The organism is Pseudoalteromonas piscicida, from assembly GCF_000238315.3.
Taxonomy (GTDB): Bacteria; Pseudomonadota; Gammaproteobacteria; order Enterobacterales; family Alteromonadaceae; genus Pseudoalteromonas; species Pseudoalteromonas piscicida.
In genome coordinates, this window is the sequence record NZ_CP011924.1 from 4185821 (window position 1) to 4201837 (window position 16017).

The 16017-nt window shown below is 41.2% G+C and carries 18 protein-coding genes and 1 pseudogene; 15 read left to right on the forward strand and 4 right to left on the reverse strand.

What is annotated here, in order from left to right; all coding sequences use genetic code 11:
* Positions 1-459 precede the first annotated feature (459 nt).
* The 3 genes from PPIS_RS19030 to PPIS_RS19040 all read left to right on the forward strand — a co-directional run bounded on the left by PPIS_RS19030 (position 460) and on the right by PPIS_RS19040 (position 2489).
* Positions 460-1140: a polymorphic toxin type 15 domain-containing protein gene (locus tag PPIS_RS19030; protein ID WP_010377848.1), complete on the forward strand. Its 681-nt coding sequence runs from the start codon at positions 460-462 to the stop codon at positions 1138-1140.
* Positions 1141-1165: 25 nt separating this feature from the next.
* Complete coding sequence (locus tag PPIS_RS19035; protein ID WP_010377850.1) at positions 1166-1852, forward strand: GAD-like domain-containing protein; 687 nt, start codon at positions 1166-1168, stop codon at positions 1850-1852.
* 172 nt (positions 1853-2024) lie between these two features.
* Positions 2025-2489, forward strand: coding sequence for a YrhA family protein (locus PPIS_RS19040; protein WP_169922905.1), 465 nt, complete (start codon positions 2025-2027; stop codon positions 2487-2489).
* Between the two features lie 102 nt (positions 2490-2591).
* On the opposite strand, the gene PPIS_RS19045 is transcribed toward PPIS_RS19040, so the two are convergent.
* The 3 genes from PPIS_RS19045 to PPIS_RS19055 all read right to left on the reverse strand — a co-directional run bounded on the left by PPIS_RS19045 (position 2592) and on the right by PPIS_RS19055 (position 5181).
* Positions 2592-3674 carry a methyl-accepting chemotaxis protein gene (locus PPIS_RS19045; protein ID WP_010377853.1) on the reverse strand — a complete coding sequence of 361 codons (1083 nt, stop codon included), beginning with the start codon at positions 3672-3674 and terminating at the stop codon, positions 2592-2594.
* Between the two features lie 174 nt (positions 3675-3848).
* Positions 3849-4628 (reverse strand): GGDEF domain-containing protein, encoded by a 780-nt coding sequence (locus PPIS_RS19050; protein ID WP_017218245.1) that lies wholly within the window; start codon positions 4626-4628, stop codon positions 3849-3851.
* Between the two features lie 130 nt (positions 4629-4758).
* A complete protein-coding gene (locus PPIS_RS19055; RefSeq protein WP_010377857.1) occupies positions 4759-5181 on the reverse strand; it encodes a DUF3429 domain-containing protein in 423 nt (140 codons plus the stop codon).
* A gap of 229 nt (positions 5182-5410) precedes the next feature.
* On the opposite strand from PPIS_RS19055, the pseudogene PPIS_RS19060 reads away from it, so the two are divergent.
* From PPIS_RS19060 to PPIS_RS19110, 10 genes and pseudogenes are all read left to right on the forward strand, one after another.
* Positions 5411-5734 (forward strand): annotated as a pseudogene (locus PPIS_RS19060) (redoxin domain-containing protein); the annotation flags it as partial.
* Positions 5735-5931: 197 nt separating this feature from the next.
* Positions 5932-7836, forward strand: a complete 1905-nt coding sequence (locus PPIS_RS19065) for a hypothetical protein (RefSeq protein WP_096040895.1) — start codon at positions 5932-5934, stop codon at positions 7834-7836.
* Between the two features lie 3 nt (positions 7837-7839).
* Positions 7840-8694: an immunity 49 family protein gene (locus tag PPIS_RS19070; protein WP_010370310.1), complete on the forward strand. Its 855-nt coding sequence runs from the start codon at positions 7840-7842 to the stop codon at positions 8692-8694.
* A gap of 435 nt (positions 8695-9129) precedes the next feature.
* Positions 9130-9795, forward strand: coding sequence for a GH-E family nuclease (locus PPIS_RS19075; protein WP_021032633.1), 666 nt, complete (start codon positions 9130-9132; stop codon positions 9793-9795).
* The gene (locus PPIS_RS19080; protein ID WP_010370314.1) at positions 9792-10217 is read left to right on the forward strand and encodes a hypothetical protein; all 426 of its coding nucleotides are present in this window, start codon (positions 9792-9794) and stop codon (positions 10215-10217) included. Before PPIS_RS19075 ends, PPIS_RS19080 begins: the two co-directional genes overlap by 4 nt.
* Positions 10214-10633, forward strand: coding sequence for a tetratricopeptide repeat protein (locus tag PPIS_RS19085; RefSeq protein WP_010370315.1), 420 nt, complete (start codon positions 10214-10216; stop codon positions 10631-10633). The genes PPIS_RS19080 and PPIS_RS19085 overlap by 4 nt, the downstream gene beginning before the upstream one ends.
* Positions 10634-10689: 56 nt before the next feature.
* Positions 10690-10986, forward strand: a complete 297-nt coding sequence (locus PPIS_RS19090) for a hypothetical protein (RefSeq protein ID WP_249031233.1) — start codon at positions 10690-10692, stop codon at positions 10984-10986.
* A 61-nt stretch (positions 10987-11047) separates the two neighbouring features.
* Positions 11048-11473, forward strand: a complete 426-nt coding sequence (locus tag PPIS_RS19100; RefSeq protein ID WP_010370314.1) for a hypothetical protein — start codon at positions 11048-11050, stop codon at positions 11471-11473.
* Positions 11470-11889 carry a tetratricopeptide repeat protein gene (locus PPIS_RS19105; RefSeq protein ID WP_010370315.1) on the forward strand — a complete coding sequence of 140 codons (420 nt, stop codon included), beginning with the start codon at positions 11470-11472 and terminating at the stop codon, positions 11887-11889. The genes PPIS_RS19100 and PPIS_RS19105 overlap by 4 nt, the downstream gene beginning before the upstream one ends.
* A 56-nt stretch (positions 11890-11945) precedes the next feature.
* Positions 11946-12206: a hypothetical protein gene (locus tag PPIS_RS19110; RefSeq protein ID WP_010370318.1), complete on the forward strand. Its 261-nt coding sequence runs from the start codon at positions 11946-11948 to the stop codon at positions 12204-12206.
* A gap of 354 nt (positions 12207-12560) precedes the next feature.
* On the opposite strand, the gene PPIS_RS19115 is transcribed toward PPIS_RS19110, so the two are convergent.
* Positions 12561-13589 (reverse strand): DUF1570 domain-containing protein, encoded by a 1029-nt coding sequence (locus tag PPIS_RS19115; RefSeq protein ID WP_248694214.1) that lies wholly within the window; start codon positions 13587-13589, stop codon positions 12561-12563.
* Positions 13590-13908: 319 nt separating this feature from the next.
* Between PPIS_RS19115 and PPIS_RS19120 the strand changes: the two genes are divergently transcribed.
* Entirely contained in the window at positions 13909-14661 is a 753-nt protein-coding gene (locus tag PPIS_RS19120) for a substrate-binding periplasmic protein (RefSeq protein ID WP_010370322.1), read from the forward strand.
* A gap of 555 nt (positions 14662-15216) precedes the next feature.
* Positions 15217-15966, forward strand: a complete 750-nt coding sequence (pdhR, locus tag PPIS_RS19125) for a pyruvate dehydrogenase complex transcriptional repressor PdhR (protein WP_010370324.1) — start codon at positions 15217-15219, stop codon at positions 15964-15966.
* Positions 15967-16017: the final 51 nt, after the last annotated feature.

Here is a 16017-nt window from a genome sequence, read left to right on the forward strand (position 1 = left end):
CTAGGTTCAATTATCCTCCTAGCCTACATTTCTCATCAAATTTCTTCTGTTGCTTTCATGTACATTTTTAATTAGAGAAGCTGAGGTAGCTAACTTTCAACTGCTTTATTGAGATGGTATGTAATGGTAAGACGAAGTCACAAATAAAGGCCCAAGACATACCACAACCATAAGTAAGGTTATCTAAAAAAATACTGGAGAATCCCTCTCGGCTGCGCTTGCCGTACTACGCAAGCTCGGCAAAGGCGACCCAGTTAAATACCTAAGAGACATCAACTGGCAAGACCTAGGAAAACAATCCGCCACGGAAGTAAAAAACATCGTCAAAGGCCTACGCGACTCACTTGATGACATGTCTACCAGTTGGCACTACGACCTACTACTTCCAGACGCCGCCATCGAAGGCATGCAAGCCACAGTAAAACGCCTAGACGACGTCACCCCAAAATCGACCAGCATATGCAACAAGCCGCCCAAGAAATCGGACAGCGAGTTAATAAAGCACTGGATGAATATCAAGGCCAATCACCAATTCGAGGCGTCACCGACAAGCCCACCAAAGCCAAAGCCGATGAATTGGAACCACCAAAAGGGAATGAGTTGCCGGGGGCAGCAATAAAACGTATGCCGCAACATAAAGTAGCTTGCTTTAAGAAGAACGATAAAGGCACTGTACAAGAATACGACCGACAGTTAGAAGGCCAAATGAAAGGGCTTAATAACATGACAGTAAAAGAATACCTTGATAATCGCGACGCTTTTAAAAAGATTGGACGAAAAGGAACTGGGAAAGCACAAAAGAAAGCAAGAGAAGACTTTAAGAACGAACTTATTTTAAAGTACGAGGAAAAGCTTAATAATAGCGGTGAGTATTTTGGAGATGAAGCCATCAAGCAAGCCAAGCAGCTCGCGAGTAAAGATATGAAAACCCTTCATGCGCTACATAACCCTGATATGATAGCGGGCGGATTAGATGAGGTCGTTGAATTAGGGGATGCAAGTGTGAACCAATCTATTGGCGCGCAATGGAATAATAACGGCTTTGACGACAACGGTATGAAGACTACATCGAGTCGAGTTGAAATAATGGATATTGAGGCAAAAAAGCACTCTCTACACTTGGTCCCGATACAAAGTTAAATATGAACCTACATAGGTGCAAATAATGAATAAGTTTTTTGACAATTTTTATAACTATAAAGGTTTTGGGCCGGCTACCCACTCAATTGAAACCTCACAGGAGGTTTTGGACTTTTATCATGATAAATTACCCAAAAAATTACTCGACTACTGGCTAGAGTATGGCTTTTCCAGTTGGGGGAAAGGCATATTCTGGACCGTAAATCCAAAAGAGTATGAAGAAGCTTTAGCGTATTGGTTGCGCGGTACTGAGTTCGAAGAGAGACAATTACGAGGGGTTGATAAGTACCACGTAATCGCAATTGGAGCTTTTGGTCGAATGTTTATTTGGGGTGAAACATCGGGTCAAAGTATTAAAATCAACCCAGGTTATGCAATGATTTTACCTACCAACAAAACTGAAGACCTTAATAAGTTTGGCTCTGAACGATGTATAGAGTTATTTTTTGCTACGATGTCAAAGGACCTTGTTGATGAGAAAGACCTTGATGATAGGCTTTTATTTGAACGAGCTTTGGAGAAGTTAGGTCCTCTAGAAAATGGAGAAATCTATGGCTTTGTGCCAGCTCTTGCCCTTGGTGGCGAACCTAAGCTTGAGAATCTCCAAAAGGTAAAAGCCACGGAACATTTAGCTTTCTTAGCAGACCTTGGAGAGAAGCGTGTTATGGCCGATATCGTTGCGCTATCTAATCAATTACCCCATAACCAATAGCACTTTTTTAAGTCCGTTAAATACATAGATGTTGCAAGGCTAGGTTCAATCATCTTCCTAGCCTACACTCCTCACCAAATTTCTTTTGCTGCTTTCGTTTTAAAAATGACGCACTATGAAACAATAAACGTCGATTGGCCAATTCCCGAAGGCTTGGTTTATCCTAAGTGAGATGATGATGAGCGTACTAATCAATTTGATCGAACAGAAAAACAAAATAGAAGAATCGCAATACCAAGAAGGTTTTTTACTTCCTCCTGCAACTGAGAAACAACTTATAAAGCTGCAAGAAAACTCATTAAGATTGTTTAAGAGGAAAATATCAGACCAGTTTATAGAATTATTAAAAATTTCAAATGGTTTTTCTGTAAATGGTTTAAACGTGTATGGTGCAAACACCATCGAAAGTCCAATTTATCTACCAGGTATAATTGAAGCCAATGAATCATTTTATGAAGAGTGCTCCCTGAAGCAATTTATTGCATATGCTGATGAAAACATGAGGCGTGTAGTTTTCAATTTGAACACCCGACTCTATGCTGTCATAGATAGAGTTACTTGGGAAATAATTGATGAGTATGAAACGTTTGAAGAAGCGTTACTTGCATTAATTGAGGAGAGTTGTGTGTTTGAATAATGCATACCAACTCAGGATTACATGAAAAGTTACCCGCTTCAATCGGTGACTGCCAGTCTACGTGTTAAGCGGGTAAATTGAGAAGCCCTGTAGTGCTTTTTATCAATGCCCTAGTTGGTCGAGTAAGTCCATTACTTCAACGCTGGCATGTTCCATTTGGTTAAGCTGTTTTACTGCGCCTTGAGAATCGCCTGCTTTAAACTTTTTCATTGCTTCTACACCGGCTCTATGGACTTCTTTATGCGGAGCTTCTAGGCGTTTAAACGCGTTGTGACCGCCAAACTTTTGGGCGCCATCGCCACTAAACCACTTACCTAAGCGGCACATTGTATGATCGGCAAAGTCGCTGATATTTTTATGGCTATTGCCAATAATAACGTTGTATACGTCTCCTTTCCAAACGACATGATCGAGCTTTACTGTCTGGATAAAAGTTTGGGTGGTAGAAACCAAAATGGTGTCTTTCATTGAATCACAACAACTTACAATCCCTTCGTATTCATCGTTTAAGTGTCCAATACTGTCAGATAGGGTGATATTAGACGCTTGAATTTCTTCCACGGCACTCACGGTTGTATGAGTCGTATCGATGATCTTTTTGACCAGATCGGAGACTTCGTTGGCGGACTCGTTGGTGTTGGTTGCCAGTGCACGTACCTCATCGGCGACAACCGAAAAGCCACGGCCAGCTTCACCCGCTCGGGCTGCTTCAATAGCAGCATTAAGCGCTAACAGATTAGTTTGATCTGAAATTTTTGAAATCGTTGTAACAAAGGTATTAATGCTATCGGCCATTTGTGATAGGCCGGAAATATTGGTGGTCATTCTGTCCATATTGCCACCGAGCTGCTCCATTCCCGCGAGTATTTTACGCAATGCGGTTTCAGATTTAGAAAAGGCGGAGTTTACTTGCTCAATTGAATGGCTTTCTTCTTCAATACTCATAAAGCTTGCAAGAACAGTTTCGCGGATCCCTTGCACTTGGCTTAATCCGGTCAATGCACACTGCAGTAGTTGATTGTCAGTATTATCATTGAGCGCAGCTTGTGAGCTTACAACTTCTTGTTTTAATGACTCATTTTCAGCAATTAATTGCGCATTCGCATGTTTTAAACTGGCAATCTCTTGTTGCGCGGCTAATAAGGCCTGTTGGGTTTCATTGTTTGTAAATAGTTTTGCAAACACGTTATTTTCCCTTGTAACTTGATATTAACGCAAGCTTAGCAATCATTGGAAAATAGTGCTACCTCTTTAGGTTTTAAAAAAGCTATAAATTTAGAGAAGTTAGCGTAGAATTGTGGTTGGATTTTGGTGCGCTGAGCATCATTGAAATTGAATCAATAAAACTGTGTTATGGTGTTACCCTCTAGCACTAGATCTGAGTGATTTACCGCGTTTATCGCCATACATATGCTCATCGGCTTCGTGGATGATGAGATCAGCTTGTTTAGCTGGGTCAACTTTGACCATTCCAATACTCACGTTAATTTTGTAATCGTGTAATCCTTTTAATAATGCCGCTCTTACTTCGTCTGTATCCGGAAGCACCGCATTAATATAGGCAATAAATTCGTCTCCCCCGATACGAAAGCTGTAGTCTAAGCCAAAGTAATCTTTCATATTCTGGGTAAACTTAATCAAAACCTCGTCGCCAATATGATGGCCATAGTTGTCATTCACCTGCTTAAAATTATCCAAATCGAGGTAGAGTAGCCATTGATTATCAAAGCGATGTGTTTGCAAGCCTTCAAAACATGCGCGACGACTGCCCACACCCGTCATCGCATCATGGTTAGCTTCATAGCGCATCCGCTCCTCTAACAACCTTCTTCTCTCTACTTCTTTTTTTAGCTCTGTAATGCTGGCTCTTTTATTGGTGATCATGCAGTAAAAACCAAAGCTGATGAGTAAAAAACCGATATTTTTCAAAGAGGTGTCAAAATTAAGTAAAGGAATGGAAAAACCGTCGGTAAAATTATCAATAATATCAAGGAGTAGGCCCGCACAATACACAAGTAGGGCAAGGCGTAAGAACGGATTAGCGATTTCTCTGGTGATCAAATTGAATAAAGTGAAAGAAATGCCGAACCAGAACAACTCTTCGTAGCTCTCGTATTCGTAGTGACCAATATAGTACATGTAGCCACCAAAAAAGATGATAGCTATCCATATAACTAAGGGAGGTAACGCGCTTTTGATCAAAATACTTTGGCTTCTGGTGCTTCAGTTATCTTTAGTTATAGTTAATTGAGCTTAAGAAGCAAGCCGCTTATGCGTTTAACTCAAGTGCTTGAGCAATCATAAATAGATGACTAACAAAAACGAGAGAAGTCAGTATTGTTCGCATTTTTTGATAGTCTTTATGATAGTCACTCCAGCGAGACGAACTGCGCTCTATAAAATATACAAGCCAATATGCGATAGCTAGATAGAGAAGCAACCATTGTGGTGCTGCAATACTAAGTAAGGGGTATGGGATCACGACAATCACGGCCAGTATCGCTTGTTTGTTGGTTTGCTCACCTGCACGCCATAAACTTCCGGCCATAAAAGCTAGAATCCCCAGACTGTAAAACTGAAAAGCATGAAGCACGTCACTTGATACACCTGTCATTAGCGTCCACGCGATACAAGCCAAAAAGGGAACGAAGCCAAAGTAACCAAGTTGAATATGATTGAAGTACGGGTGCATAGTCACGCTCTGCTGTAGTTAATTGCTGGGATCATACCGTAATTATCTTATTTTTATACTCTTATGCTGAATTAGTTGATCATTTAAAAGTGAATTATCGGTTTTTCCGATTACAGTGATTCAAACAATCCATTTTATTTAATCATCACTTCCCTTTATCTTTGTACTCAAGCCAAGGCGAACAGTAATCGCCAACATTATTTTAAACTAAACAACAGTGAGGAAAGCGATGAGCACTTCATTAATCAATACTAAAATTCAACCATTCAACGCAACTGCATACCATGGTGGCGACTTCGTAGAAGTTTCTGAGCAAGACCTACTAGGTAAATGGTCAATCGTATTCTTTTACCCAGCGGATTTCACTTTTGTATGTCCAACAGAGCTTGGCGACTTAGCTGACTACTACGCACAGCTACAAGAAATGGGTGTAGAAGTTTACTCTGTATCGACAGACACGCACTTCACGCACAAAGCATGGCACGATGCGTCAGACACCATTAAGAAAATTCAATTCCCAATGATTGGTGACCCAACTGGCCGTATTACTCGAACCTCAAGGCAGACAACAACCTCACCATCACCGCCCCGGCGGGAAGTCAAATCATTCAAAGCCAAGGCAATATCACGATTAAAGGCAGTGGCTCTGGCAACCTCACTCTTGCCAATGGCGGCAGTGAAATCAGCATTGACTCAAGTGGTAACGTCAACATCTTTGCAGACAAGTTACTGACCTTAAAAGGCAAAGCCATGACCGTGTTTGACGGCAGCATGGAGCAAGATATTGGTGGTAAACAAAGCGCCACTATGCCGAGTGTACCGCAAATAGCGCAGATAGCAGCAAATCAACGCTTGTCGTTAACCGCTGATGGTACGGCATCACTTGCTGATAAAACCATTGACCTTTCGTATTTTTATAGCGACGGCACACCAGTAGAAGACATTGATTACGAAGTCGTGATGGATAACGGCAAAAAATACACCGGCCAGCTTAGTCGCGGTACTGCAGAAATCATTGATGTGCCTGCTGGGAATTATACCGTGAGTTACATCGGCGAAGACGAAGAGAAGATTGTCTCGTTACGCCAAGAGCTTCGCACGGCCCTTGACCAAATGGTTGCAGAAATCCGCAAGCAAGCTGACATTCAAGAGCGTCTGATTGATGACGAAAATCTTGGGATGCAAGGACTTATCTATAGCGGTGCTTTCTTATACGGGCTTTATCAGCAAGGAGAAAGCATTGTAACGGGAGTTGCAGATTTAGTCGAAGGCACAGCAGGGGCAATTTATGATGTTGGCGCAGCAACTTTCCGTATTTTGGGCCACCTCGCAACTGGCGATGTGGAAGCTATGCGGGCAGAGTTACAGCAAATTATGTCAACTGCCTCAGAGTCCATTAATGGCATCGTTGAAGCGTTTGAAACATTAGTTATAATTGCAGAAGATGAAGAAGCGCGTACTTTACTTGCAAACTTTCCAGCACGTTACTTTAATGCCCATTCCAGTGTTGAACGTACCAGAATGGCAGGTCGCTTGTCGTTTGAAATACTGCTTGCCCTTGCCACCTTTGGTAGTGGTGCAGTGGTTTCTGCTATCGCTAAATCCAATTACTTTGTTAAAGCAACCCGCGCATTGGAAAAGCTCACTCAAGCCACCAAGTTAAAACGCTTAAGTTACACTCGCTCGGGTACAACTGAAAAAGTACAACTAGACCGGATCCCAAAGGTCGAAACCGACATTGACGACGTTAAAAGAATTGAGTCTGTCGCACCCGCCTCAGTTGCATTAAAAGTTAACCCTAGGACGCATGTTCAAATATTATTGGATGACTTTTTAAGTGATGCACCAGAGCATGTAAAGAATAATTACCGGGTTGCATTACGAGATGGAAAACCGTATATAACAAGGCGAAACCAAACGGTCAGTGACCAATTGCAGTATGTTGACGGCCAAATTGTTTTCGCCTCGAATAGAATTGATACACCTAATAAAGTCTTGCAACGCTTGAAGGTTGACCACAAGTCACTCACTCCAGCGGCAAAACAAAAGCTTAGGACGCTAGAAGCACAAAGAAATCAAGCCATCGCCAAACGCGATGCCGCATTAAAGTCTGGTAATGCAGAGCACCTTAAAGCTGCATATAAAGATATGCGTGCAGCCAGTGAAGAGTTGGGTGAAGAAGCTGCCCGGATCTTCGTAGAACAAAATTACCCAGGAGCAACACCACTGAGATCAAAGTTACTCACAGATGGTAAGCAAGGACAATTTGACCAATTATATCAAACCGAAGACGGTAGACTCCTAGTTATTGAAGCCAAAGGTGGTAGCGCAACTTGGGGGAGTCGAATGGCCGGAACAAAGCGTGCTCAGCAAGGCTCAAGAGCCTATATGGATTCAATTTTTAAGAATTATGAAAAGAAACTAATAGAATATAAAGCTGATCCGAAATATGGTGACCCAAATGAGGCTAAGTTTAACGAGCAGGTTAAAGAATTAAACCGAATGCTCGAACACTATAAAGATATGATTAAAATGGACGGTATTATTGATGACCCAATTGAATATATTGGTGTACAACAAAAAGCTTCTGATGCTGGAATTAAAGGAGCCATTGATGCCACCATATTTGATATTAAAAATATAGAAAAGGGATAGAAAATGATTAAAAATCATTATACGTACGCACAGGCCAGCTATGAAGATAGCCAAGACTCATACAATAGGTTTCCTGACGAATTAACACTCACCGCAATTAGAAATAAACCGCAAAGTGCTTTGTCTACGTTTTTAACAACCAACTTAAGAACATTCCCACTAGAAGCCCTTGAAAACCCAAACAGCAAAAATGCATGGAAATACCTCACGCGTGCACAAGAATTAGGATTGGGAATTTTTCAATCTAACGATAATCCAAGTAAGCCATTTCAACTACACTACGATAACCAAGTTATTGAAGTAGTCGGGGCATTAGACCCTGAAGGCGCTGATATTTTTAATTGGCCAAAGGCTATGTATCTTGCAATAATTACGCGAAATCAAGATGCGATTGATTATCTAATTCAAGTTGATGATTCAGTTTTTAAAGCGGCTAACTATGCTGAGCAATTCACTCCTTTTGATTACGCTCTAGTTGATTTGCTCAAGTCCATTTTTACGCCTGACGCAGACTTAGCCTCGGCAATTGAAAAAGCATTAATTACCAGTAATCCAGACGATTACAAATACGATGAGGCTTATCACTATGCTAGTAGACTCTACTGGCCCGTAGTTTCTGTCATTTTAGGTATATTTACCGATGATGGCGGCGTAGAGTTTAATCAGGCGATTGAAAAGGCAACGCTACTTCATAAAGAATACTACGATACCAAAGAAGAGAAATTTGAAATTGATGGCGCATTATCCATTCCCCTCACTGCCATGGCTTCATTAGCAAAAGACATTAAAGGTTACGACTTGACCACAGAAAATGGTTATATACCTGAGTGGTTGGTAAACCCTAACCCACCAAAATGATAAAGGTAAATTAAAAAAGAAGTCTAATTTGCTAAACCACACTCTTTAACAACATAGATGTTGCAAGGCTAGGTTCAATCATCCTCCTAGCCTACACTTCTCACCAAATTTCTTTTGCTGCTTTCGTTTACATGTTTAATTAGAGAAACCACGGTAGCTAACTTTCAACTGTTTTATTGAGATGGTATGCAGTGATAAGACAAAGCCATAAATAAAGGCCCAAGACATACCACAACCATAGTCAAAGTTATCTTAAAAAATACTGGAGAATCGCTCTCTGCTGCGCTTGCCGTACTGCGGCTTTTTACCCAAAGAAAAGTCGGTAAAGGCGACCCAGTTAAATACCTAAGAGACATCAACTGGCAAGACTTAGGAAAACAATCCGCCACGGAAGTAAAAAACATCGTCAAAGGCCTGCGCGATTCACTTGATGACATGTCTAGCAGTTGGCACTACGACCTACTACTTCCAGACGCCGCCATCGAAGGCATGCAAGCCACGGTAAAACGCCTAGACGACGTCACCCCCAAAATCGACCAGCATATGCAACAAGCCGCCCAAGAAATCGGACAGCGAGTTAATAAAGCACTGGATGAATATCAAGGCCAATCACCAATTCGAGGCGTCACCGATAAGCCCACCAAAGCCAAAGCCGATGAATTGGAACCACCAAAAGGGAATGAGCTGCCGGGGGCTAAAAGCAATAGCTCAAATAATATAAAGACTAAGAAAGCTCGTAAGATATCGAGCCGCTTGAAATACCTTGGTAAAACACCAAGTAAAACATCTCGCACTGGTAAAGAGGTCATTGCTAGGATGCGCAAAGAAGGTAAGATAAGAGATAAATTCGGTAAAACGCAGTTTAAAGACAGCAAAGGAAATTGGCACCCGCTTTCACAAGCAGACATGGCACATGACCCGACAGATGCAGTAAGGTGGTGGAATACGAAAGGTAGGCAATATGGCGCAAAGTCGAAAGAAGTTAGGGAGTGGATGCTTGACCCAAATAACTATACATTGGACCATTACAGCCTAAACCGTTCAGCGGGAGCTAAGTTAAAAGAAACCTATTTACCCCCAATTAATAAGTTGAAAAAATGAAAGAATTAGATGAAAAATTAAGTGATGAGATTAATGAAAAATTTAATCGTTCTCTGGAGTTTAGAGACAGAGGAAAAATAGATGAGTCATTTGTTGAAATGCAAGAAGCTATCGAATTAATCCCCTCACCGAAGAGCCAGTGGTCAGAATCATTAATTATTATTACTTCAGCTTGTGAACACTTTATTACCATAGAGAAGCTTGCTGAGGCCGAGGCACTAATTGATGAGTACTTAACTTCAGACTTTTGCATTTCATATGATGATAGCCCAAGCTTCATAAAGGGAATTATATTATTTGAAATGGGTAACTTTAAACAAGCATATGAATGGTTTGCTAAAGCCAATTCTATTTCACGGGGCAGATGCTTTGTAGAACAACCTAAAAAATACAAAACTTTCTTTAATGAGTATAACCAATGAATGTACATGACCAGATAGAAGAGTATTGCGAGCAAGGCAATGACCTTTTTGATGAAGAAGATTTTCAAGGCGCAATGACACTTTGGAAAAAAGCTTTCGATTTGCTTGCTGATCCAGATGAAGAGTGGGAGCAAGCCGTTTGGCTTAAAGTATCTATTGGGGATAGTTATTATATGCTTGATGAATATCAACAATCCCTAGATTCAATGCTGGATGCATTAAACTACCCTGAAGCACTTGACAACCCATTTATTCACTTTAGAGCTGGCCAGTGTCATTATCAGTTAGGTGATAAAGAGCGCAGTAAAAATGCTTTACTTAAGGCCTATATGTTAGCCGGGAAAGAAATTTTTGAAGACCATGGAGAGGATGGGCTTTTTTATTACGACTTTTTAAAGTCCGAAATCAAGTTATAAACCATTTCTACGCAAAGGACAGCACATGACGGTTAGCATATACATCGTGCAATATTTTGTTCGATATATTTACCACAAAATTCAAGAGCCTTGGCTTAAGTGCCACACAAAATATCACCCTTAAGGCGGGTCGCAGCCATCGCAGTGTTATCCAAAGTGATATAAAGCTCAAGGCAGACAACAACTTTACCATCACCGCGCCGGCGGGAAGTCAACTCATTCAAAGCCAAGGTAATATCACAGTAAAAGGCAGTGGCTCTGGCAACCTCACAGGCAATATGGCGCAAAGTCGAAAGAAGTTAGGGAGTGGATGCTTGACCCAAATAACTATACATTGGACCATTACAGCCTAAACCGTTCAGCGGGAGCTAAGTTAAAAGAAACCTATTTACCCCCAATTAATAAGTTGAAAAAATGAAAGAATTAGATGAAAAATTAAGTGATGAGATTAATGAAAAATTTAATCGTTCTCTGGAGTTTAGAGACAGAGGAAAAATAGATGAGTCATTTGTTGAAATGCAAGAAGCTATCGAATTAATCCCCTCACCGAAGAGCCAGTGGTCAGAATCATTAATTATTATTACTTCAGCTTGTGAACACTTTATTACCATAGAGAAGCTTGCTGAGGCCGAGGCACTAATTGATGAGTACTTAACTTCAGACTTTTGCATTTCATATGATGATAGCCCAAGCTTCATAAAGGGAATTATATTATTTGAAATGGGTAACTTTAAACAAGCATATGAATGGTTTGCTAAAGCCAATTCTATTTCACGGGGCAGATGCTTTGTAGAACAACCTAAAAAATACAAAACTTTCTTTAATGAGTATAACCAATGAATGTACATGACCAGATAGAAGAGTATTGCGAGCAAGGCAATGACCTTTTTGATGAAGAAGATTTTCAAGGCGCAATGACACTTTGGAAAAAAGCTTTCGATTTGCTTGCTGATCCAGATGAAGAGTGGGAGCAAGCCGTTTGGCTTAAAGTATCTATTGGGGATAGTTATTATATGCTTGATGAATATCAACAATCCCTAGATTCAATGCTGGATGCATTAAACTACCCTGAAGCACTTGACAACCCATTTATTCACTTTAGAGCTGGCCAGTGTCATTATCAGTTAGGTGATAAAGAGCGCAGTAAAAATGCTTTACTTAAGGCCTATATGTTAGCCGGGAAAGAAATTTTTGAAGACCATGGAGAGGATGGGCTTTTTTATTACGACTTTTTAAAGTCCGAAATCAAGTTATAAACCATTTCTACGCAAAGGACAGCACATGACGGTTAGCATATACATCGTGCAATATTTTGTTCGATATATTTACCACAAAATTCAAGAGCCTTGGCTTAAGTGCCACACAAAATATCACCCTTAAGGCGGGTCGCAGCCATCGCAGTGTTATCCAAAGTGATATAAAGCTCAAGGCAGACAACAACTTTACCATCACCGCGCCGGCGGGAAGTCAACTCATTCAAAGCCAAGGTAATATCACAGTAAAAGGCAGTGGCTCTGGCAACCTCACCCTTACAAGACGGTTGCACTATGTCGGCTTAGGATTTGAGGATTAAGTGTGATGCTGGGGCGACGTTTTCTTGGTTCGTTCTTTTTCGTCGTTTAAAAAGAATGAACGAGGAGCGCATGGATGCGCTTTGATATTAAACATGGAGGTTTATATTGCTAACGGCTGATAGCTCGAAATTTATCGAAGTCAGCCCGTCCTCCGGGACAGTTTTCGACGCCTATCCGCGGGCTACGGCTACCCGAAAAGCATACTTCTCGGCGGGTGAATTGCTTTCCAAAAAGCTATTTGCATCGTCAATTAGGAGGCTGTGACTTGGGAGACATACTACGTTGTCGGTTTCTTGTAAGCCTCGACACAGCTTAATTGCTAAAATAATCCGTGCTTACTCTCACAGGAAGAGTTATTGCCATGCGCCACGTTGAATTTGGCGAGGTGTGTTACGCCATCCCTCAAATTGTGATTCGACATTTTCATTAAAATTACGAAAGAGCTGCTCGATGTTTTGTGCAGGGACAATATTGCACGGATTGCTGCTTTCTTGTCGTAAATACTCGAAAAAAGCGTTGCTGTTGTGCTCGACCATAAATCCCGTAAACAGGTAACTATTGGCATATAAGGTGGTACTTTGCATGGTTTGCCACTGATTTTCGCTATTGAATAGGGTGTTAATATCAAGCTTGGCAAAGCGCGATTTCAAAATCCCTTCTTTCGTCAACCAATCTTCGTCAGAGAGGTAAACCGAAAATTGACCTGTTTCGGTAATTCTTAGGTGCTCAAAATATTCGGCTAAGCCTTCCGTTACCCATCGAGGGGTTACGCCGAAATAGTAAAAAACGAGGGCGTGCACGGACTCGTGAATGAGCGTTCTTAGCGTTTCTTCTTCAGTGCGACTGCCATTGATAAAGCCTTGGTTTTGAAACAAGAAGTACATGCCCAAGGTGCCAGCGGGCTCTGCATCGCGAGAGAGGATTAACTCATTGTAGTCAGTGTCATTGGCGGCAATATGCATGTTCAATTGGATGGGGGATAAGGCTTCTTTGTGTGCTAACTGGTTAAAAAAGTGCTTAAACATCATATACACCACGTTGAGGGCTTGCTGCGCCTGATACTCAACATAAGGGCTCACGGGTTCACCCGTTAGATTGAGTTTAAAATTTTCAATGTCGTTGAATTGCGTTTGCAAGGAAAATACTTCGCGCTTTAGTGCCCCGCAGGTAGGTGTTGAGATACCGCTGAACATATTAACAATATCACTGTGCCCGTTTAGGTTATAAAAGGCTTTTTCTGGTACTTCAGGTAGCTGTTGTTTTGTTACTTTTGGTGGTGCAACCGTTAGGTGAGGAGTGGTGTCTGGCTGACTTAAACGTTTTTCTGTATGGGTGTCTAGCTGTATGCCTAATTCAGTCAATAAAGGTTTTATAGACCTCATCGAGTTTGCTGCTGCACTTGGATAGATAAAATAAAGCGCAAACAATATCATTGTGATGATAAGTAGTAGGACAAAGACCCGCCAAACCAAAGTAATATCCTTGTGTAATACATGCCCAGAGACTCTGGTTATACTCGATTATCGGTAAACTTGGCAATGGGTAATTTGATTATCGGCCTACTCCCATGGCATTAAATAACAGCTACTTTAGTGTGTCATAGCGCATCGTTTGCATTATTTGCCATTCTTTTTTCTACAACAATGTACCCATAATCTAATTCGTTGCCTATACTTTTTGAAAAAATAACAGAGCATACAGATGAAAGTAGTTTGGCCGTTGATTTTACTGTGTTGTGTGAGCGGGAGTGCGAGCGCGCTTGATACTCAGGTGAATATTACGACGGGGCAGTGGCCGCCGTACTTAGATCAAGCGAAACAAGATCAAGGCTGTGTGGCTGCTGTGATCCGAGATGTCTTTGCGCTCTCTGATATCAAAGTCCGATTTTTATTTATGCCTTGGGAACGCGCCTATCAAGAGGGAATGAAGGCGGCTTACATTGGTAGTGCTTATTGGTATTACAGTGAGCAAAGGAGCAAAGACTATATTTACACTCAATACCCACTCACTGAAGAAACAGCACGCTTTTATCATCATCGAGATTTAGCGTTTACCTATACGAGTTACGCAGATCTTAAGCCATTTAGATTGTTGCTCAATCAAGGGTTAACTTATCCGCCTTCTCTGCTAGAAGCGGTAGAGACGCTTGAAATCAAAACCTCATATGCCACGTATACCAGTAAAAATGTGGCACTGATCCTACGAAACCGTGCGGATATTATGATTATGGACGAAAAATCGGCGAAGTCCTATCAGCAGGAACTGCCAGCAGAAGAGGCGGAGTTATTAGTGGCGCAAGCGATCCCAGCTTTTATTCAAAAAGGCTATTTGCTAATCAATAAACATCATAGTGAATATGTCGAGTTGTATAACGAAGGGCTTAAAAAACTATGGGCGGATGAAGACTATGTTGCTCAGTATCGTGCTCGCTGCTCTCGTGTGTTTAGCGATTGATTGCTTTTTGGTTTTGCTAAAACTAAATAATGTCCTGATCCGTTGCGAAATCTTTCATAAGTTAGAATCCAAATTTATTTTTAATGCTTTTCATAGCCTGTTGCCTATTTTGACGGTATATAAAGCATAAAGAATGTTATTACATGTAAAGCCTAATAGTGTATTCAGTGGATTTTAGAGCATGCTTTACAGCCAACAATCGTAAAGACTATCTTGAATCGTCATTGGCTGCTTTAGATTAAGACTTGCCTTATCCAAACCGCCTTTCCGGCAGCTTGATTTAGCGTTAATTGGTATATGTCTATCTGGTCTGACCATTTAAATCACCTTTTAAATTTGCCCGATTCTTGGTTAAAGTTTATGCACGCCAACTGTTGTTTTTACACTCAGCTAATTATTGAATTGGGCTGAATTTTGACAGTTGTCATGGATTTTGATAACGTATTGTGCAAATTTGGTATGACCAATTTACCTATGAAGTTAATTCTTACCAAATTGATTAAAATAAGTCAGCGATCTGGCTAGGTCACATCATAAAAAATTGGCGTTATTTCAATGTCTTTAAAGATTAAAGCAGCAAAATTATCCGACGTAATACTAGAACAGCTTGAGAATATGATCCTCGAGGGCTCGTTATTACCCGGTGCAAAGTTGCCGCCTGAGCGTGAACTAGCTAAGCAGTTTGAAGTGTCGCGTCCATCACTTCGTGAGGCTATCCAGAAATTGGAAGCCAAGGGGCTTGTTACCCGTCGTCAGGGTGGTGGCACGTATGTTAAGAATCAGCTAGAAGAAGGGCTGACTGATCCGTTATTCGACTTGATCAGTAAGCATCCAGAATCTCAGTTCGATTTACTTGAGTTTCGTCATGCATTAGAAGGCATCGCCGCCTACTATGCGGCACTCAGGGGCACAGAGAATGACTTTGCAAAGGTACAACAAAGCTTTGACAATATTGCAGAGATAGGTGATGACCTGATGCAAAAGGCAAGGGCAATTAATGCTTTTCACTTTGCCGTTGCAGAAGCGTCACATAACGTCGTCCTGCTTCATCTTGTAAAAGGGATGCAGTCATTGCTTGAGCAAAACGTGTTGCAAAACTTAACGGTCTTGGTGCAAAAATCAGACGTGAGTGAGCAGCTCGGTGAGCACAGAAAGTTGTTATTAGATGCGGTGATCAATGGTAACCCTGAACAAGCAAGACTTGCTAGTAACGCCCACTTAGCCTTTATCGAAGAAGCGTTATTAGAAGCCGGTAAAGAGCGTTCGCGAATAGAACGTTCACTGCGTAGAACAAAACAGCAGTAATCGGACTTGATTCAGTAAGAATTGGCACAAATAGAATAAATTCGTATTTTA